We start from the raw sequence: 20930 nt of genomic DNA on the forward strand, positions 1-20930 counted from the left end.
ACCTGTCCCAATAAAACCAATTTTCTAAGCATTCATCCTGAGAGTGCTTCATGGTTTTAAGTAAAATCTTGACTGCTTTCTTGTCCATAGGTCTGGGTCTATTGTTAAAAATTTTAATTTAATATTTGGAAAATGAAATGCTCTAGCCAGCTCTACGCTCAGGTTCATGTTGATGAATAAAAACTGTATATGTATCCGCTGGATGAATCACTTGAGCATGATGCAAAGCATGGGCAATATTCCCCCGATGGTATGTGCCATGATTGATGATATGAAAAAGAATTTCTTCTATTGAAAGAGAGCCTGTTTTTTTATCGATAAATTGAAAATGAACAATTTCAGCAAGTTGATCTGATTTAATATTTTCTACAAATCCAATCCACCATGCATGAGAATGTTCAATCCGTTGTTGTAACTCATCAAATGCAGGTAAAACTTCAGTATTGGTCTGTGTATGTAACGCTTTTTTATGTTCTAGTCGGGCTCGAAATAACTCTTCGACAATGATCATATGATTGAATTGCTGCTTGGCAAATTGATATTCATCTAAATATTTTTCTTGATCGATCTGTGCAATGGCTTTGAATAAGCGTTGATCTGACCATTGTTTATAAAGAAACAGTTTTACAAAATCCATTCCATTGACCTAGCGCATTCTTACAATTCAATCATCAAGATAGCATGTAAATAGTTTAAAAAACCAATCTTTCAATAAGGTGCAAGCAACTATAATTTATGGGCATAAAATCAGTTTAAGTTTAATTTTTTTTTGTGGATACCCCTCTACCCTCCTTAATCATAAATAAGAAAGAGTCAGGGGATAGCATTACAATTTTTAATTCATATAGTGAACAAAACGCACTTTGCTAAAGATGCTTAGAAAGATGATTTATTGACGAATCGTACCCAATTTATTCCAAATATCTGGAGTTAAAAATGTCATGACCAGTTTGTTTAAGTCGACATAGCGTAGTACACCCTGTAACTGTTTCTTCACCTCAGGGTTTTTAACAATATCTTCTCCTGTACTACGCCCTAACTCTTGAAAACTATCACCTACAGCTTGTAAGCCTTCAGTTTGAATAACAGCTTTGGCTTGTGCAGAACACTGTTCAACAATAACACGTTGTAAAACCTGAGCGAATTTCTGATCAAGTTGGGTTCTTTGAGCATCACTGACATTGCTCAATGCTTTTAAGTCAGGATGAGCTGATAAGGCGGCAAAAGTCCATTGCAATACAGTGGTTTTATCTGTCGCAGTTGTCGCTTTGACTAAACAATCGCTAAGTTGGTCGACTGTGGGTCCTGCAACAGCAAATTGTGCAGTTCCCATCAATGCGCTAGCGATCAACACAGTGCGTCCAAGTTTTGAGAACTGATTTGAAATAAGGGAAAGAGCTGGGCGTGACATGGGAAAATTTCCAATTGAAGACTGATCCAGTTTTAACATAAATGATGAATCAGCACTTTTGTGACTCTGTAACTTGACCGAGTTCTCATTTTCAAGCAAGACACTAAAGTTTTTCCCAGTCTACTGGTTCTTCTGTTCGTTTGTTGCAGAGTATTTTTTCGATACATGCTTTTCAATGTCTTTTTTTAGAAATTGATCATTATCTAAAAAAATTGACATGAATGTGATTAGAATACACTGCAAACATCATGTGAAAATTAAAAACAAAACTTTATGTCAATGTTGTACATCACACTCTCAGGTATAGGTATTATTTTCTCGATTTGGCTGTACATGCTGATTTTTTGTAAGCATCCTCCAAGAATCAGCATAAGCAAACTCCAACAGTGCTGGCTATTGCATAAACATAAACCTCTTATAAAGATATTTGATTATATCTTTATAAAAATCAGCGTGATGTTCAAATGGGTCTTTCGCATCTTAAAAAAACTGGGGAGTTTTATAAAAGAATTTATTGTTGAGGTTATTTTTCAACTGATCATTCGCTCAATTTTCAATCTCATCAAAGCAATATTTCATTTGCTTGCAAGAATCTTAGACTAATTGAGGTTTGAATCAATGCCACTGAGCTACTACGACCAAGTCATTATCACTTCATTTGTTTTAACATATGTTTCGCAACAGCATGATTTTGGTTGGTGGATAAATTCTGCAAAATCCGTTTAGCTCGATCTTGCGGATTAGAGAACCGTTGACTATAACTCGGTACATTGGTTAAACATCTTGCCACCAAAACACCTGATTCTGCATAGACATTGATTCCACTTGCTCCATGTAAACGCCCATAATTATAGGCGCGTTCAGCATTATTACAGGCATTAATCTGATTTTGTCCACGTCCTAAATCTTTACGTGCAGCGCTATATAATTGCATTTGCTGTGCTTGTGGTGTGGTCACTACTTTTTCAGTTTGCGGTTTTTCTTTCACTTCCTCCACCATCTGCGTAACTGTTTTCTTTTCCTCGATCGGTTTTATAGGAGCAGTTTTCACGGCAATATTTACAGGTGTATTTTTTGAATTATTGGCTTTTATTTCAGTATTTTTAGCAGGATGATTTTTTGCTTTCTTTTCTTGCTGGGCATTTGTGACATTGGATTTAGTGTTATACAGTTTTTTTAATTCATCCAGAGATATAATTTTGGTTTGCAAGATAACAGCACGGGTTTCACTCTGCTCTAGCTTTCGTTCAGATAACGGTTCAATTGAAACATACCATTGTTGACCATTCGTTTCGACACAGTGATATGCACCAACTCCTTGTTTGACACTGCTATAGGTATTCAATAATTTCTTTGTCCATACATCTTTGACCAGATTCATCGTACTGGTTTGAACTTGGCTAAAACGCCCACCTTTAGCAACACAATAACTGTTTAAATAAGTTTTCGGTGTCAATGACTGCACCGTTTGATGACCTTGTTTAGGTCCCCAATCATAAACATATTCTTTAGATGACCGTTGATTATCATTGATATTTTTCTTATCAATCATTTCTTGCGGAGACGCATATTGTTTGAATGTATCAGATGTTGAAGTATTAATGCTTGTACAAGCCTGTAGTAAACAACCAGCCCCAGCAAACCACAAGAATGCTTTTAAATTCACCTAACATTTCTCAATTGTATTTTTTTAACAAAATAGCGTAATCAACCCAAAATAACAAACTTATTCTATTGAATTTATTCACTATTTATCTGAATAAAATGATAAAAAAATCACAAAAAAATGAATTAGGGATAATCAATTAATTTAAAGTCAGAAAAGCTCAACTTAAACAGCGATTTTCAAAAGCACTATTGAGTAAACGGTAGCGACAAGAATGAAAAACCTGCCAAACCATCAACAGACTTGGCAGGTTTTTTTGGTATCACCAAATAGTGACACGTTTATTTGCAGGCAAATACATTTTATCTCCCTGTTTAAGATGGAATGCATCATAAAATGGTGCTTGATTCAGCAAAGTTGCATTGCCACGCACTTTATCTGGCGAATGTGGATCTCTTTTTAGGAATTCCACTTGCATCGCATCAGTGATTTTCGAACGCCATGCTTGAGCCCAACCGATATAGAAACGCTGTTCACCGGTTAAATTGTCTAACACTGGTGCTGGCTGACCATTTAAGGACAATTGATAGGCTTTATAGGCGATCGCCAAACCAGAATTATCCGCAATGTTTTCACCCAAGGTTAGCTCGCCATTAACATGGTAGCCTTTGATCGGTTCATAGGCATTGTATTGAGCCACCAGTGCATTGGTTTTTTCTTTAAATTTTCGATGATCTTCGGCAGTCCACCAATTCTTCATATTACCCAACTCATCAAATTGACTGCCTTGGTCATCGAAACCGTGACTGATTTCATGACCAATAATTGCACCAATCGCACCGTAGTTGACTGCATCATCAGCATTCATATCAAAAAATGGAGGTTGCAAAATAGCTGCAGGGAAAACAATTTCATTTAAAGAAGCATTGTAATACGCATTGATCGTTTGTGGTGTCATTCCCCATTCATCACGATCAACCGGTTTGCCCAATTTATTCAACGCATATTGATGTTCAAACTCACGTGAACGAATCACATTACCAATCAAATCATCATTTTTTATGTCCAAGGCTGAGTAATCACGCCATTTGTTTGGATACCCGATTTTCACCGCAAAACTTGCCAGCTTTTTCTGTGCTTGGACTTTGGTTGCTGGACTCATCCAATCCAATTGTTCAATACTTTGTGAATAGGCTTTCATCAGGTTTTGAACCAGTAATTCCATGCGTTGCTTTTTCTCAGCAGAAAAATATTTTTTCACATAGATCTGTCCGAGACTTTCACCCAAAGTACCTTCGACCAATTGCACACCACGCTTCCAACGCGGTTTTTGTTCTTTGATTTCTCGGAGTTGATTGCTATAGAAATCAAAACTGTTATCTACAAAAGCTTTACTGAGTAAAGGTGAAAAATCACTCACCAAATGGAACTTGAAATAAGCTTTCCAAGCATCCAACGAGGTATTGTCAACAATTGGACTCAAACCTTTAAAATAACTCGGTTGAATCACTTGTATGGTTTTAATTTTATCTGCCAGCTCTTGTTTTTCTAAATAGGTTTTCCAATCAATTTTTGGACTAAGTTTGGCTAAGTCTTCAACCTTATAAATATTGTAGAGTTTGGTTACATCACGATTTTGGACATTACTCCACTGTATTTTCGCGATCTGCGTTTCTAATTTTAAAATGGCTTGAGCATGTTGTGCAGCTTGAGTATCACCCGCCAATTTTAGCGTTTTCTCGATATAGCTTAAATATTGTGAACGTACCTTTTTAAATTTTGCATCATTTTTTAAGTAATAATCACGATCAGGCAAACCTAAACCACTTTGTCCCATCATTGCAATCATTTGTGTAGAGTTTTTCATGTCTTGATCAACACCAACATCAAACGGGCTGGTGACACCGATTCTTGAAAAATGTGCGGCTAATTGGGCAATATCTTTTTTATTTTTAAGGGCATCAACATTTGCTATTTCAGCTTGAATCGGTTGAATACCTAATGTTTCTATACGCTTTTCATCCATAAAATTAGCATATAGGGTCGCAACTTTTTGTTCAGAACTTCCATTAACCAACTGTTGCTTTGACAGTTCATCGACGATATCGTGCAGTTGTTTTAATGATTCTTCATGCAAAATATCAAATGTGCCCCAACGAGATTTATCCGCTGGAATTTCCGTATTTTTTATCCAGCCACCATTCACATGTTGATAAAAATCATCACTGCCTTTTACAGTTTGATCAAAATATTGATGGTCAATCCCCGATTTTTTCTGATCTTTTACAGTGGTAGGCGTCATTTGAACTGCTGTCGCTACTGTTTCTGCCCATAAAACTGTAGAGGACAACATCATTGCTGATACTAAAACATTTTTTACAAATTTGAGTTTCAAAAGCCTATCCTCAATTTTAATTTTAACGCTTGAATTTAAAAAGATAATACTAATCCCGAGCTCAACTTTTATGTGTAGCAAAAATGCAATGATTGCGTTAATTTTTTAATTTCGCTTAGCTTACCGATACATATGCTCGATAGAGTCATTGTCAGATAGCACTTACGAATATCTGTTCTAAAAACACCCTGCTTTAAATACAAAAAATGATGTCATTAATCCAGTAAATTTAAAATATGTTTTAAACGTACATTTTCAGCATCTTGTTGATACACAGCATAAATCGGTGCAATACAAGTGGTATCTGCTTGTAATGCTTTATAAACGATCTGTTTATTCCAAAAATTGCGAATCGCTTCTGGAACAATAGATAAGCCAATCCCTGCAGCGATCAAATTTAAACTTGAGGTTAAGCGAGGTGCTTCTTGGACAATTCTTGGACTAAAACCCGCCTGATAACAACATGCCAAAATATTGTCAAATAAGTCCTGACCCGCCAAACGACGATATAGTACAAAGTCATAGGGTTCTAAATCCAACAGATGAATCACATCACCCTGTAAAGCTAAAGGATGATTACTCGGCAAAGCAACAATCAATGGCTCATCCAAGACATGTAAGCTTTTTAACCCCAAGTTTATCGGCGCGGGTTTACGTAAAAATACGATGTCATTTTTTTCATTAATAATTGAATCAATCAATGAACTACTGGCATCTTCTTCTAAATGAATGGATACAGCAGGAAAATTCTCACGGAAATTCCGTAACAATGCAGGTAAAAATGAATGCAAACCGACTGAATTGGTGAAACCGATATTGATCTGCCCTTCCAATCCTTTCGAGATATTCTGCACACGTTTAGGAATCGCTTGGGCATGTGCAAGGATCGTGACTGCTTCTTGATAGAGTGCTTTACCTGCTTCAGTTGCCTCAACTCCACGAGGTAATCGCTTTAATAATTGGGTATCTAATTCATCTTCCAGACTTTTGATTATGCGTGTTAATGGTGGTTGTTGCATATTCAAACGTACGGCCGCACGAGAAATATTACTTTCCTCAACCACAGCAACAAAAGCATTGAGTTTATGAATATCAATCATGTGGCTCCCTCCATATAAAAATGTATCAAGCGAATAATGCGTCATGTTGTAGAAAACAATTCAATACAACCATACTTTTTAGGTATGAATAACAGCAAAAATAGCATTTTTAATTATAACTCAACAAGCAGATAATCACATTCAATCCACTCAGCACCGCAAATTGAAGAGGTCTAAATGAATAGTGAAGCAATGCCAATGGAGCAAGCCATTGAAACACCGAATTGCAAAGCATTATTTTTAGGCTTTATGAAGCTTGGCTTAATGGGGTTCGGTGGTGTACTACCACTGGCTCATCGTTTAATTGTTGAAGATCAAAAATGGCTAACGGCTGAAAAATTTACAGACTTGCTTGGGGTCTGCCAAATTCTACCCGGCGGCAATATTGTCAATATGGCTGTCGCGATTGGTTATGATTTTGCTGGTGTTAAAGGTGCATTCAGTGCGGTATTCGGATTGATGTTGGCACCCACAGTGATTGTGATTTCACTGTATCAAATGTATGTCAATTTCCAAGATATTGTCCTCGTTCGCCACATGATCCAAGGTTTAGCGGCTGCAGCAGCAGGTTTACTGTTTGCCACAGGCTTTAAAATGTTGAAACCAATCATGAAAAGTAAACTGACTTATTTCACCATCTTGCTGACCATTATTTTCATGTTGCTAATCAAACTACCTTTGGCATTGACGCTGTTGATTTTAGTCACTGTGAATATGGCTGTTTTAGCCTTTAAACAACGTAGATTCACTCAGGAGTAAAACAAAATGTATGTCCTTATCGCACTCACTTTAGTTTTTACTCAATTGTCTTTACTGGCATTTGGCGGTGGTAATGCCATTTTGCCAGAAATGCAGCATCAAGTTGTGGTGGTTCATCAATGGATGACCGCTGAACAATTCAGTTCTATGTTTGCTATGGCACAGGCTGCGCCTGGTCCAAATATGATGATTGTGCCTTTAGTCGGCTGGCATGTTGCAGGACCGATGGGATTGCTTGTTACATCTTTTGCCAAATTCGGACCTTCTTCAATTATCACTGTCTATGCACTGAAATTTTGGAATAATTTTAAAAGCCATCCATTACGTGCGAGATTTGAAAAAGCATTAAAGCCCATTACTGTAGGTTTAGTGCTTGTCAGTGCATGGATTATTGCTCAGGCATCTGCACAAAATATTTTACTGATTGCAATCGTTGTCCTGACTATAGTACTTAGTGTGTTTAAAAATGTTCATCCAGTTTGGTTAATGTTGATTGGTGCAGGAACAGGTGTACTGATTCTGTAGTCACGTTATTATTAGGTTTAACTGTCTTCAATTGAACTTGGAAATCTCGACTTCTTTAAAATGCAACGTTTATAAAACACATCGCTAATAGAACCCAAATCCCCTTTAAAGGGGATTTGGCGAATGAATTGAATGCAAATTACTGCTGGTTTTCTAGATCTCGTTCACGACAAGAAAGTTCATAATATTGTGCTTTTGGCAGTTGTTTCAGCTTGTAATAATAGTAGTCTGTACTGCTTCGATCCATTTCAGTCAATGAACATTGATTGGCTTTTGCAAATTGAGTTAATTGTTTTAAATCTGTATTTTTTGCGACAAGTGCTCCCCAACCCTCACTTACACAACACCCAGCGTATTGAGACATATACTCATCTGAAACCAAAACGACGCTTTGTCCCATAAAATTTAGGGGTTTCTTAAGTCGATAGACATCATTGTAATCATATCTAGAAACTTCTGCCTTTTTATTGATTAGTCCATCTTTGAACATTTTTTTAAAGCTTGGAAATTGTGAAGATGCCTCCCCCATTCCCCGATACACTGTTTGTTGCGTCGCAGCATGATTTACTGTTGCTGCAAGCACTAAACCAATACCCAAAAGATACTTTTTCATATTTTTCCTTTTTAATCCTATATTCATCACTTTTAAAATAAGTCGGCGACTTCTTCCTGTTGTGGATTGAGCTTCAAGCGTTATTTTCTCAAGCTGAAAAGTCTTGCTTTAGAATAAGAAATTTACATATCTATTGATTACAACGTTCTGAATAAAATTAAGACTAAAGCCGTATAAATTCAACTTAAAACTGCAATCTGAGCATGTTATTTTACCTGAAAGGATAACTATTTTTTGAACAGCAGGTGAAAAAATGTCTAAACAAATTTTGATGTTAGTCGGTGATTATGCTGAAGATTATGAAACCATGGTTCCTTTCCAATTCCTTACAGGATTAGGTTATACCGTCCATGCAGTCTGCCCAGATAAGAAAAATGGTGACCGTATAGCCACGGCAATCCATGATTTTGAAGGTGAACAAACCTATAGTGAAAAACGTGGTCATAACTTTGCAATTAATTATGATTTTGACCAAGTTGATGTGCAAAATTATATCGGCTTGGTAATTCCTGGTGGTCGTGCGCCTGAGTATTTGCGAATGAATGCACGTATTGTTGAAATTGTGCGTGAATTCGATACTGTAAAGAAACCGATTGCCGCAGTCTGTCATGGCGCACAACTACTGGCTGCTGCTGATGTATTAAAAGGTCGTCTATGTTCTGCCTACCCTGCTTGTGCTGCTGAAGTTAAACTGGCAGGTGGTCAATATGCAGATATAGCTGTTACTGAAGCCGTGACTGATGGTCATTTGGTGACTGCGCCTGCATGGCCTGCACATCCTGCTTGGTTAGCCCAATTTGTTAAAGTTCTTGGTGCTAACATCACTTTGTAAACATGAAAAGCTAGATTTTGCATACACATCAAAATCTAGCTTAATCTTGATCAATATTCTTTAGATTACATATAAATACATTAAATTGAACCTTTTTAATTTAAATTTCAGCCTCAGGTTTTCATTTATGTCATGATGAATGAATGAATTTTTAGTCAAACAACAGGTTAATTTAAAAAATGGAAATCATTGAATTACTTCAACCCGTTACATTAACGAAAGAAAATTTACGCCCGATCACCATTGAAGCAGGAACCTTATTAAAAGTCCTTATGGTCAATCCATCTTCTTATCTGGTTGGTGATGAATCGGGAACATCTTTTCTAATCAATTTTGATGAAGAAAATCTGCAATGGAAAAAAATTTAAAGCATTGATCAATGGTTTAAAAATGAATTGCACTATTTCATCAAAACTTGAAGTGTTAAATGGAAGCGTTCTAAGCACATGTATTCCAAATCCAGAATATAAGAACGTTTCCATGCAGTAGTTGCATAGATTGAGACCATTTACAGATTCATTTTTAAGCTAATGTTTTCTTGCTCAAAAACCTCTCTCACACATGCAAGTATGTTCGGCACATAACTACTTTGATCCATATTTCGAACTGATAGCGAAATTGGACTATAGGCTTCCAAATCTAAAATAGGCACATAAACTAAATTCTTCATTCCAATATCACTGGCACTTTCAGGAATCAAACAAATCCCCTCGCCTGATGCGACCAAGCCTAAAGCCATATGAATTTCACGCACTTCAACCATATTTTTGGGTACCAATCCCAGTTCAGTAAAAATCGACTGAATTAAGGTAGAGAAATTGGGTTTTTGAGTTGCGGGATAAGAGAAAATCGTTTCATGAGTAATTTGTGATAAATAAACACCTTGGTCGATATATTCAGCGAGATGATCATTTTTATGTACAGCCAATTTCAGCTTTTCTTCACGGAGTACAATGCGTTTAATCGCAGGATCACTAATTCTTAAACGACCAAAACCTAAGTCAATTTTACCTTGCTTTAATGCTTCAATTTGGTCTTTGGTCCCACATTCAATTAATTCCACTTCAATATCAGGATGACGTTGACGAAACAAGTAAATGATTTGGGGCAACAGCGCATATAAAAGTGAGCTAACATAACCGATACGTACAATTTTATTGACTGCACTAATCCGTTTTGCCATAGATGCCGCTTGAGCAGTATGGGTTAAAATTTGTACCGCATGTTGATAAAAAAACTGCCCTGCTTCAGTTGTTCTTACAGGTCTTGAACCACGTTCAAATAATAGGATGCCCAGTTCTTGTTCAAGATTTTGAATCTGTCGGCTCAGGGGCGGTTGCGCAATACATAATTTTTCAGCCGCTTTGGTAATACTTTGCTCTTCAACCACAGTCACAAAGTAACGAAGATGTCTTAATTCCATTTTATCTATCTCGCACCAAAATATACCTTTTAAGTATCTAAAAATACCAAATCCAGCCTAGTTAAAGATATTACATTAATTTAGGGTATATAAATAGATTAATACTTAAGAAATTCGCAGCATGTATAAGTCCATAGAAACACTGTTAGTCGAGATCCCGACAATACGCCCTCATAAGATGGCTGTTGCGACGATGCAAACACAAACTTTGGTGCTGATTAAAATCACGACTGAAGATGGTTTTGTTGGCTGGGGTGAAGCAACCACAATAGGTGGTTTAGGTTATGGTGAAGAAAGCCCTGAAAGCGTTCAAACCAATATTGACACTTATTTTGCACCTTTGCTCAAGACTTTGTCTGGATTGAATATTGCACAAACCATGCAAGTGATTCAGCGTAATATCAATGGTAACCGTTTTGCAAAATGTGCCATTCAAACTGCTTTATTGGATATTCAATCTCAACGTTTGGGAATTCCTGTCAGTGAATTATTAGGTGGGCGTTTACGTGACAGTATTTCAGTATTGTGGGTATTGGCTTCTGGTGATACCGAAAAAGATATTGCTGAAGCCAAGAAAATGATTACCGCAAAACGTCATAACATTTTCAAATTAAAAATTGGGTCACGACCTTTAGAGCAAGATATTGAACATGTGTTGGCCATTAAACAAGCATTGGGCAGTGAGATTTCAATTCGAGTCGATGTCAACCGAGCATGGTCTGAATTAACCGCAATTAAAGGCATCAAAATGCTTCAAGATGGCGGGGTTGATTTGATCGAACAACCTTGTGCAATTCAAAATATTGATGCTATGCAACGCTTAACGCGAAAGTTTGATATTGCGATTATGGCAGATGAGTCCTTGATGGGACCACAAAGTGCTTATGAACTGGCGAAATGCAATGCAGCATCTGTTTTTGCAGTGAAAGTCGCTCAGTCAGGTGGCTTAATTGAAGCATGTGAAGTTGGAAAGTTAGCCAATCTAGCGGGAATCGATCTCTATGGCGGCACCATGCTGGAAGGACCTGTAGGTACGATCGCCTCAGCCCATGTTTTTTCAACATTCAGTAACTTGGCTTATGGCACTGAACTATTTGGTCCATTGCTGCTCACAGAACAAATTTTAAAAAAACCACTTCAATATGAAAATTTTGAGCTGAAAATTCCGACAGCTTCTGGGTTAGGTATTGAACTGGATGAAGACAAAATTGACAAGCTACGTCGTAAATAATTCAAGGAGTTCCCATGCTTTACCAAGTCAGAATGGATGTAAATATCCCACTGGATATGCCTGCTGAAAAAGCCAATGAAATTAAAGCTGTTGAAAAGGCATATTCACAAGATTTACAACGACAAGGCAAGTGGCGTCATATTTGGCGCATTACAGGACAGTATTCAAACATCAGTATTTTTGATGTTGAGAGCAATGAAGAACTGCATAGCATTTTACAAGGTCTTCCACTGTACCCTTACATGAATATTGAAGTAATGGCTTTAAATCGTCACCCATCATCTGTGCGTGAAGATGACAGTTAAACTGTATTGATCATTTTTTTATCACCGTAATTAACAAGGACTGTGGTGAGCAATGGAGCAAGCAAAGCTGTTGGTTTAAATATTTCATCAATCAACCATGAGTAAGCAAAGCAAGCCACGTAACACCTTTCATACTTCAGGAGAATCAGTATGAACCGCCAAGAAATAGATAAATTAGTTCAACAAATGAATGTAGACACTGCAACAGGTGAAGTGAATCCACGTGTTCAGCAAATTGTCGTTCGTCTACTCGGAGATTTATTCCAAGCTATTGAAGACTTGGATATATCTCAAACTGAACTTTGGAAAGGTTTAGAATACTTTACCGATGCTGGTCAAGCCAACGAGCTTGGTCTGTTGGCAGCAGGATTAGGTTTAGAACACTATTTAGATCTGCGTGCTGATGAAGCAGATGCGAAAGCTGGTATTACAGGCGGAACACCACGCACGATCGAAGGTCCATTATATGTTGCAGGTGCACCTGAATCTGTCGGCTTTGCACGTATGGATGATGGTTCTGAATCAGATCATGTTGATACCCTGTTTATCGAGGGGAAAGTCACAGATGCAGATGGCAACATTATTGAAGGTGCTAAAGTTGAAGTTTGGCATGCCAATAGTCTAGGCAACTATTCTTTCTTTGATAAATCTCAATCTGATTTTAATTTACGTCGCAGTATTTTAACTGATGCCAATGGTCAGTATGTTGCTCAAACCACCATGCCAGTGGGTTATGGCTGTCCACCTGAAGGAACAACACAAGCGCTACTCAATTTGCTGGGACGTCATGGAAATCGCCCATCGCATGTTCACTATTTTGTCTCTGCACCAGGTTATCGCAAACTCACCACTCAATTTAATATTGAAGGTGACAAGTACCTATGGGATGACTTTGCATTTGCTACACGTGAAGGTTTAGTTGCTACTGCTGAAGATGTCACTGATGAAGCTGAACTTGCTCGTCGTGGTGTTAACAAACCATTCAAACACATTACTTTCAATGTTGAATTAGTAAAAGAAAAAGTAGATGCACCAACGACTGAAGTAGATCGTCGCCGTGCAAGTGCTTAATTAGAAATTTTTTATGCGTTAGGTCGTGAGATAACAGCGTTTATCTCATGACCTGTTTTAGATCGCTATGCATAAATATGTTCTGACTCATTTATGCATAGCAATTTGGAAACATAGACAAAGGTTAAGTCTTATGATTGATAAAAGTTCTTTATCCATGGTGGAAGTCCTATCAAAAATCAAGGATGGTTCAACCATTATGATTGGCGGCTTTGGAACCGCAGGACAACCCGCAGAGCTGATTGATGGATTGATTGAGCTTGGCGTCAAAGACTTGGTCATTGTCAACAACAATGCAGGCAATGGCGATTATGGTTTGGCAAAACTCCTCAAATCAGGGGCTGTACGTAAGATCATCTGTTCATTCCCACGCCAGTCTGATTCATGGGTATTTGATGAACTCTATCATGCAGGCAAGATTGAACTAGAACTTGTTCCTCAAGGAAACTTGGCATGTCGTATTCAAGCAGCGGGAATGGGTTTAGGGGCAGTATTCACACCAACAGGTTTTGGTACATTGCTTGCCGAAGGAAAAGAAACCCGCCATATCGACGGAAAAGACTATGTGCTTGAGTATCCGATCAAAGCTGATTTTGCCTTGATCAAAGCCCACCAAGGCGATCGTTGGGGCAATCTGGTCTACCGCAAATCTGCACGAAACTTTGGACCGATTATGGCGATGGCGGCGGATGTCACCATTGCACAGGTTTCTGAAATCGCAGAACTCGGTCAACTTGATCCTGAACATATCATTACACCCGGGATTTTCGTACAGCATGTGGTTGCTGTCAATGCAGGACAGGGAGAAGCACAATGAGTTACCAAAAACTAAGCCGTGACCAAATTGCAGAACGTGTTGCACAAGACATTCCCGATGGCGCTTATGTGAATTTAGGTATTGGTTTACCGACCAAAATCTCGAAATATTTACCTTCAGACAAAGATGTATTCCTACATTCTGAAAATGGTTTGTTGGCGTTTGGTCCACCCCCTGCCAAAGGCGATGAAGACCCTGAACTGATTAATGCAGGCAAAGAATTTGTCACCATGCTCACAGGCGGAAGCTTTTTCCATCACGGCGATTCTTTTGCCATGATGCGTGGTGGGCACTTGGATATTGCAGTATTGGGTGCCTTCCAAATTGCTGAAAATGGTGATCTTGCCAACTGGCATACAGGCGCACCTGATGCAATCCCTGCGGTGGGTGGTGCGATGGATTTGGCAGTCGGTGCCAAAAAAGTCTTTATCACCACTGACCATGTCACCAAACAAGGCGAACCCAAAATCGTGGCTGAGCTGACCTATCCTGTGACTGGCAAAAAATGTGTCGACCGTATCTATACCGATCTATGTGTGATTGATGTTACTCCAGACGGTTTAAAAGTGATTGAAAAAGTAGCGGGTCTCAGCTTTGAAGAATTGCAGTCGATGACGGGTGCTGAATTGGTTGATGCAACACAGCAGAATTAATGGATGAAATCCCCCTAAATCCCCCTTTGTTAAAGGGGGACTTCACCTAAATAAATAATGGGCTGAAGTCTCTCTCCTTTTTAAAGGATGAGAAGCACTGCTTCTTAAGAGAGATTATTTAAGGAAAAACACATGAAAAATGCTTATATCATTGATGCCATTCGAACTCCATTTGGTCGTTATGCTGGTGGACTTGCAGCTGTAAGAGCGGATGATTTAGGTGCAGTGCCAATTCAAGCCTTGATGCAACGCAACCCGACTGTGGATTGGCAAAAAGTCGACGATGTGATTTATGGCTGTGCCAATCAGGCAGGTGAAGACAACCGAAATGTGGGTCGTATGTCAGCATTATTGGCAGGGCTGCCTGTTGAAGTGCCTGCAACTACAGTCAATCGTTTATGTGGTTCGTCACTGGATGCAATTGCGATGGCAGCACGAGCAATTAAAGCCAATGAAGCCGATCTGATCATTGCTGGTGGTGTGGAAAGTATGAGTCGAGCACCCTATGTGATGGGCAAATCCGATAGTGCTTTTGGGCGTAGCCAAAAGATTGAAGACACCACCATGGGTTGGCGCTTTATCAATCCCAAGCTAAAAGACATGTATGGTGTAGAAACCATGCCACAAACGGCTGAAAATGTGGCTGAGCAATTCAACATCAACCGTGCTGATCAAGATCAGTTTGCATTGAACAGCCAGCAACGTACAGCAGCAGCACAGGCACAGGGCTTTTTTAAACAAGAAATTGTTGCTTTGACCATTCCTCAGCGTAAAGGTGATGCTTTGCTAGTGGATCAAGATGAGCATCCACGGGCTTCAACCACATTGCAAGCCTTACAAAAATTAAAAGGTGTGGTGAAAGCAGAAGGTACGGTAACTGCGGGCAATGCTTCAGGAATTAATGATGGTGCAGCCGCTTTACTGATCGCATCAGATCAAGCCGTTACACAGTATCAATTAAAACCACGTGCCAAAATCATTGCAGCGACAACCGTGGGTATAGAACCTCGAATCATGGGATTTGCACCTGCACCAGCGATCAAGAAATTACTTCAACAGGCAAATCTGAGTTTGGCGCAGATGGATGTGATTGAGCTGAATGAAGCCTTTGCCGCCCAAGCTTTAGCGGTGACTCGTGATTTAGGCTTGGCAGATGATGATGCACGGGTCAATCCGAATGGTGGTGCAATTGCTTTGGGGCATCCATTGGGTGCATCAGGCGCTCGCTTGGTGACAACCGCCCTCAACCAACTCGAACAGATTCAAGGGCAATATGCTTTGTGTTCAATGTGCATCGGTGTGGGTCAAGGCATCGCCATGATTATTCAACGCGTTTAATTTTAATTTAAAACAAGATTTTGTAGCCAATCATCAAAGTTGTTGGTCTTGCAATATCATCAAACAGGTAAAAGGATCAGTTTCCATGCCAACATTCCAGTCAGATGATGCTGTGATTCATTATCAAACATGGGGTAAGCCGACTCTGCCTGCCCTTATATTTTCCAATTCGTTGGGTACTCAACTGAGTATGTGGCAAGCACAAATTGAATATTTTCAAAAAGATCATTTTGTCATAGCCTATGACACCCGTGGTCATGGGCAATCGACAGCACCTCAAGGACCCTATTCTATCGAACATTTGGGTCAAGATGTCATTCATTTATTGGATCAGCTCAATATTCAAAAAGCAGATTTTTGCGGAATTTCAATGGGTGGCTTAACAGGTCAATGGTTAGCCATTCATCATCCGCAACGATTTAACCATGTTGTGATCTGCAATACTGCTGCAAAAATTGGTCAGGAATCTGCTTGGTTAGCACGTGCCGAATTGGTGCGTGAGCAAGGCTTAACCCCGATTGCAGAAACAGCAGCACTTCGTTGGTTTACCGAGCCCTTTATCCAAAGTCAAACAGCGATTGTAAAATCCATGAGTAACGACCTCGCAGCTAGCAGCACAGAGGGTTATGCAAGTTGTTGTGAGGCTTTGGCTAAAGCGGATTTAACCACTCGAATCAATAGCATTACGGTACCTGTCTTGGTGATTGCTGGTGCACAAGATCCAGTGACGACTGTTGTAGATGGGCAATTTATGCAGGAGCAAATCCCTGAGTCTGAACTCTTTGTGATTGAAGCATCGCATATTTCCAATGTAGAAAAACCGCAACAATTTAATCAAGCCTTGGCAGATTTTCTAGTCTCTTGATGATTTTAAATCTTCTTTGAATCTGTAGTCTTAAGTAAAAACTCACACTGGTGAGTTTTTACTGTTCAATTCATTGGTTTTTAGAATATTAATTTGCCTCCGAAGCCTCATTCTTTCCACTCAACATCTTAGCTTCGCCATAAAGTAGACAAACTGCACCAAGATGTTTTAAATATGATTCAAACCTTTGATTTATTAAATAAATTCATATAGTGATATAGCTATGAATTGAATTGGTTGTCATCTTGATGCATGCTGATCTCTTTATGGTAGATCAATTTTCTTTAACCGATAATCCAAGGTCGCCCGACTAATTCCCAAAATTCGAGCCGCTTCTGAAACATTTTGGCGACTTTTGTCCATAGCAGTGCGAATAATGTCTTGTTCAAATTGTTCCAAGGAAAAATGTTCAGTCAATAATTCATCAATATTGATATTCATGTTTGTCGAATGAGAGATACTTTCCACATCTTTATGCTGTGGAAATAAACTGTCTAATTTTATTTCCTGTTGATGATCCGTCAATAACGTTGCACGTTCTAACAAATTTTCTAATTCACGAATATTGCCCGGCCAATCATATTTCATCACGAAACTTTTGGCTTTATCACTTAAGCCTTTTAAGGTTTTGTCGTACATATTTTCAAACCGTGCCAAAAAGTGATTGATCAATAAAGGAATATCTTCTTTACGCTCACGTAAAGGTGGAATCAAAACAGGAAAAATATTAAGGCGATAATATAAATCTGCTCGAAACTTGCCATCTTTCACAGCTTGTTCCAAATCCTCATTGGTTGCTGCAACAATTCTGACATCAACTTGACGTGTACGAGTATCTCCTACCCGTTCAAACTCACCCTCTTGTAACATTCTTAACAAGGCAGCTTGCGCACGTGGTGAAAGCTCAATGACTTCATCAAGAAAAATCGTTCCACCGTGAGCACGTTCAAATTTTCCCATTCGAGATTGAGTCGCCCCTGTAAATGCACCTTTTTCAACACCAAAAAGTTCTGACTCAATTAAATCTGGAGGAATACAAGCACAATTGACCGCAACAAAAGGTTGGCGTTTACGCTGACTGGCATTATGGATACCACGAGCAAATGCTTCCTTACCTACACCTGTTTCACCTTGCAATAAAACAGCCACTTTACTGCCTGCTGCTTTTTTCAGTAAATCACATACTTGACGGTAAGCCACTGATTCACCCACCGCATTGAACATGGTGTAATCACTTTCTGCGTCTGTGTAAATATTCTTTTTCAACGCATTGAGTTCAGCCTGTAAGGCAATGATTTCATCTGAAATAGGATCTGGTGACATAAAACGAATCAGCTCATCAGCATTTTCCCATTCACTTAAAGGTTTGCCAATAATTTGACAATGGTCATCCCCTTGAGCGACACAATGTGTTTCCTGATAGATAATGGTCTGTCCCATCACAAAACTACTGTAACCACAAGCATAACCCAAGAGCATCCAACAAGCTGGTTCATCGGAAGAACCAAACTCACTCAAATGAACTTCAGCTTCAAATGAGTTCAGCCAATTAAAATCCGCATAAAACTGCTTTAGATCATGACTGAGGTGCAACTCATTGACTTCTACCTGCACCATGCCACGAATACCGTGCATTTGTGGTCCCGCCATAAATGCTTCAGCTTCATTTAAATTGGGGCGAAGTTTAGAGGTCACTTCTGCGTCACGCATGCCAGCTTGATAACCACAACGAATAAAAAAACGTTTGGTTCTTTCAAGCCCTAACATCTGAAACAAATCTTTTCTTAAAAACCCCATGATACTGGTATGCATCAACAACATACGATTTTCATCAAACCAGATTTGACCATGTCGGGTATCAAAAACGATTTTATCCAATAGATCTTGAATATCTTTGTTTTGTTCAAGTATCTGCTTATATACCTTCACATTTTTGGCTTGGGGCATGATATCCATCCTTGGCTATATGTCTTTTGTGAATGCAACCTTGATATTACCTAATTCCGACTAAAAAGCCTTACTACCTTATTCTTATATTTTTATACCTTAGAGGTATATTATCTTAATTTTGAGCTATATCAGTCGCTTAAAAAAATCTTATTTCATAAATAAAAAAATAAACGAATGAATCAATCAATAAGGTGTTTATTGTTTTGATGAAATCCGATTCAAACATTGTTCATCATTTGATGAATATCTCAATCAATCTCCTCTCTTTCAATCAACACAAAATTCTTAAACACTTGTATTTAAATATAAAAATAAAGTTGGCACGACTTTTGGAATATCTACAGGGAATTATCCGAAGAGCATGACGCTCTGCATCAAAGCTGTTGTTGATGTTGACCACAAGGATTCCACTTATGGTAGATGCCACCCCCACTCACCCACTGGTGAAATACATTCGAATTACTGGTGACCGTAATGCCAAATTCGTTGAGTTTGATTTTGCGATTCATGATCCAACCCTATTTGTTGAATTGGTTTTACCCCAACAGGCATTTCAGCACTTTTGTGAAATTAACCATGTAATCGAAATGACCGCAGAACAACAGGCTTGGAATGACGCGCAGGAAGATAAATGGCGCTACGGCATTGAACCCACTGTTCTCAATAATACGCGCCAATATGCTGATCAAGAAGATCAGGCTTAAGTCGAAAAGGAGAATGAAATGACTTTAGAAATTAAAACATCCAATTTAGAGCCGATTCGCCAAAGCTATGCCTATATCGAACGTCGCTTTGGTAGCAAACCTGCCACCCGTTATCAGGAAGTCAGTTTTGATGTACAGGCATCCACCAACTTTCACTATCGTCCATTGTGGAAGCCTGAAAAAACGTTAAATGATCAAACCCATACAGCTTTGAAAATGCAAGACTGGTATGCATTTAAGGATCCTCGTCAGTTCTACTATGGTGCTTATGTGCAACATCGCGCACGTATGCAAGATACAGCTGAAAGTAATTATTCATTTTTTGAAAAACGTCAATTGGTTGACAACCTCAGTGATGCAGTCAAACAAAAAATCATCACTTGTTTATTGCCATTTCGCTATGTCGAACAGACTGCCAACTTACACATGATGTCAGGGAGTGCTTATGGCTATGGAACCGTGATCACCCAAGCCTGTATTTTTGCAGCAATGGATCGTTTAGGGATGGCGCAATATATTTCCCGTATCGGTCTGATGCTCGACGGTCATACAGGTGAATCCTTAGCACAGGCGAAACAAGCTTGGATGAATGATGAGATGTGGCAACCTCTACGCAAACTTTGCGAGCACAGCCTGACAGAGCAAGATTGGTTCAAACTCTACATCCTGCAAAATCTGCTGATCGACACCTTCTTACAAGAACTGGTCTTTGGACAACTCGATCAATGGCTTGTTGAACATGGTGGACGTGATATCGCCATCCTCACCGAATTTGTTAAAGACTGCTTAACTGATTTACGTAAGTGGTCTGACAGTGTTTTAAAAACTGCGATTTCAGAATCAGAAGAAAATAAAACTTTAATTCAATCATGGATAACCGAAATGCTTCCAAACGTTCAACTGGCATTTCAAAGTTGGGCACAAAACGCACTACCTGACAGCAATATTGATACTGCACTGAATGCTCTTTCAGAACGCAGTAAAAAGGTAGGTTTGGTTTTACTTGATTCAGCAGCATAAGGAATTGCCATCATGAGTTCTAAAGTTTATTTAGCCTTACAAGACAATGACACCTCACGTTACATCATTGAAGCCATTGAACAGGACAATCCTGAGGCCAACATTCAATATCTCCCAGCCATGATACGTGTAGAAAGTACAGGTATTTTGGTGATTCGAGCTGAAACAGTATCAGAAAAACTCGGACAGGATTGGGACATTCAAGAACTGCAACTCAACATGATCACACTGGGTGGCAATGTAGAGGAAGATGATGACAGTTTTACCCTGAAGTGGAATTAAACCCGTCGCCCTACATCAAAGCAAAACATC

22 protein-coding genes are annotated in these 20930 nt (G+C 38.9%); 14 read left to right on the forward strand and 8 right to left on the reverse strand.

Annotated elements, in window-relative coordinates; all coding sequences use genetic code 11:
* Positions 1-142: 142 nt before the first annotated feature.
* From AAV97_RS02660 to AAV97_RS02685, 5 genes are all read right to left on the reverse strand, one after another.
* Positions 143-637: a DinB family protein gene (locus tag AAV97_RS02660; protein WP_046759730.1), complete on the reverse strand. Its 495-nt coding sequence runs from the start codon at positions 635-637 to the stop codon at positions 143-145.
* 252 nt (positions 638-889) lie between these two features.
* Positions 890-1411: a hypothetical protein gene (locus tag AAV97_RS02665; RefSeq protein WP_046759731.1), complete on the reverse strand. Its 522-nt coding sequence runs from the start codon at positions 1409-1411 to the stop codon at positions 890-892.
* 649 nt (positions 1412-2060) lie between these two features.
* Positions 2061-3077 (reverse strand): hypothetical protein, encoded by a 1017-nt coding sequence (locus AAV97_RS02675; RefSeq protein ID WP_046759733.1) that lies wholly within the window; start codon positions 3075-3077, stop codon positions 2061-2063.
* Positions 3078-3339: 262 nt separating this feature from the next.
* Positions 3340-5412, reverse strand: coding sequence for a M13 family metallopeptidase (locus tag AAV97_RS02680; protein ID WP_046759734.1), 2073 nt, complete (start codon positions 5410-5412; stop codon positions 3340-3342).
* Between the two features lie 215 nt (positions 5413-5627).
* Positions 5628-6512 (reverse strand): LysR family transcriptional regulator, encoded by an 885-nt coding sequence (locus AAV97_RS02685; protein ID WP_046759735.1) that lies wholly within the window; start codon positions 6510-6512, stop codon positions 5628-5630.
* 177 nt (positions 6513-6689) lie between these two features.
* On the opposite strand from AAV97_RS02685, the gene AAV97_RS02690 reads away from it, so the two are divergent.
* Both AAV97_RS02690 and AAV97_RS02695 read left to right on the forward strand, forming a co-directional pair.
* Positions 6690-7271 (forward strand): chromate transporter, encoded by a 582-nt coding sequence (locus tag AAV97_RS02690; protein ID WP_004829526.1) that lies wholly within the window; start codon positions 6690-6692, stop codon positions 7269-7271.
* A gap of 6 nt (positions 7272-7277) precedes the next feature.
* Entirely contained in the window at positions 7278-7796 is a 519-nt protein-coding gene (locus tag AAV97_RS02695; RefSeq protein ID WP_004829527.1) for a chromate transporter, read from the forward strand.
* A 139-nt stretch (positions 7797-7935) separates the two neighbouring features.
* On the opposite strand, the gene AAV97_RS02700 is transcribed toward AAV97_RS02695, so the two are convergent.
* A complete protein-coding gene (locus AAV97_RS02700) occupies positions 7936-8409 on the reverse strand; it encodes a hypothetical protein (RefSeq protein ID WP_009586349.1) in 474 nt (157 codons plus the stop codon).
* Positions 8410-8662: 253 nt separating this feature from the next.
* Here AAV97_RS02700 and AAV97_RS02705 point away from each other — a divergent pair, with 253 nt between their 5' ends.
* Positions 8663-9241, forward strand: a complete 579-nt coding sequence (locus AAV97_RS02705; RefSeq protein ID WP_042090000.1) for a DJ-1/PfpI family protein — start codon at positions 8663-8665, stop codon at positions 9239-9241.
* 179 nt (positions 9242-9420) lie between these two features.
* Positions 9421-9609 (forward strand): hypothetical protein, encoded by a 189-nt coding sequence (locus tag AAV97_RS02710; RefSeq protein WP_004829530.1) that lies wholly within the window; start codon positions 9421-9423, stop codon positions 9607-9609.
* A 140-nt stretch (positions 9610-9749) separates the two neighbouring features.
* On the opposite strand, the gene catM is transcribed toward AAV97_RS02710, so the two are convergent.
* Positions 9750-10664 carry a cis,cis-muconate-binding transcription regulator CatM gene (gene catM / locus AAV97_RS02715; protein ID WP_009586366.1) on the reverse strand — a complete coding sequence of 305 codons (915 nt, stop codon included), beginning with the start codon at positions 10662-10664 and terminating at the stop codon, positions 9750-9752.
* A 121-nt stretch (positions 10665-10785) separates the two neighbouring features.
* Between catM and AAV97_RS02720 the strand changes: the two genes are divergently transcribed.
* The 7 genes from AAV97_RS02720 (at position 10786) to pcaD (ending at position 16944) form a co-directional block, all read left to right on the forward strand.
* On the forward strand, positions 10786-11895 hold the full coding sequence (locus tag AAV97_RS02720) for a muconate/chloromuconate family cycloisomerase (RefSeq protein ID WP_035301364.1): 1110 nt from the start codon (positions 10786-10788) through the stop codon (positions 11893-11895).
* Positions 11896-11909: 14 nt separating this feature from the next.
* Positions 11910-12200, forward strand: a complete 291-nt coding sequence (gene catC / locus AAV97_RS02725) for a muconolactone Delta-isomerase (protein ID WP_005033095.1) — start codon at positions 11910-11912, stop codon at positions 12198-12200.
* Positions 12201-12350: 150 nt separating this feature from the next.
* Positions 12351-13271, forward strand: coding sequence for a catechol 1,2-dioxygenase (gene catA, locus AAV97_RS02730; RefSeq protein WP_005033098.1), 921 nt, complete (start codon positions 12351-12353; stop codon positions 13269-13271).
* A gap of 133 nt (positions 13272-13404) precedes the next feature.
* A complete protein-coding gene (locus tag AAV97_RS02735) occupies positions 13405-14088 on the forward strand; it encodes a 3-oxoacid CoA-transferase subunit A (protein WP_046759736.1) in 684 nt (227 codons plus the stop codon).
* Positions 14085-14741: a 3-oxoacid CoA-transferase subunit B gene (locus AAV97_RS02740; RefSeq protein WP_046759737.1), complete on the forward strand. Its 657-nt coding sequence runs from the start codon at positions 14085-14087 to the stop codon at positions 14739-14741. The genes AAV97_RS02735 and AAV97_RS02740 overlap by 4 nt, the downstream gene beginning before the upstream one ends.
* 132 nt (positions 14742-14873) lie before the next feature.
* On the forward strand, positions 14874-16079 hold the full coding sequence (gene pcaF / locus AAV97_RS02745) for a 3-oxoadipyl-CoA thiolase (protein ID WP_046759738.1): 1206 nt from the start codon (positions 14874-14876) through the stop codon (positions 16077-16079).
* A gap of 85 nt (positions 16080-16164) precedes the next feature.
* Positions 16165-16944, forward strand: a complete 780-nt coding sequence (pcaD, locus tag AAV97_RS02750; protein ID WP_046759739.1) for a 3-oxoadipate enol-lactonase — start codon at positions 16165-16167, stop codon at positions 16942-16944.
* Positions 16945-17208: 264 nt separating this feature from the next.
* On the opposite strand, the gene mobR is transcribed toward pcaD, so the two are convergent.
* Positions 17209-18891, reverse strand: a complete 1683-nt coding sequence (mobR, locus tag AAV97_RS02755; RefSeq protein WP_046759740.1) for a phenol degradation transcriptional regulator MobR — start codon at positions 18889-18891, stop codon at positions 17209-17211.
* Between the two features lie 416 nt (positions 18892-19307).
* On the opposite strand from mobR, the gene AAV97_RS02760 reads away from it, so the two are divergent.
* From AAV97_RS02760 to AAV97_RS02770, 3 genes are read left to right on the forward strand one after another with little or no spacing between them, the layout of a single operon-like run.
* Positions 19308-19598, forward strand: coding sequence for a phenol hydroxylase subunit (locus AAV97_RS02760; RefSeq protein ID WP_046759741.1), 291 nt, complete (start codon positions 19308-19310; stop codon positions 19596-19598).
* 18 nt (positions 19599-19616) lie between these two features.
* Entirely contained in the window at positions 19617-20618 is a 1002-nt protein-coding gene (locus AAV97_RS02765) for an aromatic/alkene monooxygenase hydroxylase subunit beta (protein WP_046759742.1), read from the forward strand.
* Between the two features lie 12 nt (positions 20619-20630).
* Positions 20631-20900, forward strand: coding sequence for an MmoB/DmpM family protein (locus AAV97_RS02770; protein ID WP_004829542.1), 270 nt, complete (start codon positions 20631-20633; stop codon positions 20898-20900).
* Positions 20901-20930: the final 30 nt, after the last annotated feature.

This window comes from Acinetobacter sp. Ag2 (assembly GCF_001005515.1).
GTDB lineage: Bacteria > Pseudomonadota > Gammaproteobacteria > Pseudomonadales > Moraxellaceae > Acinetobacter > Acinetobacter bereziniae.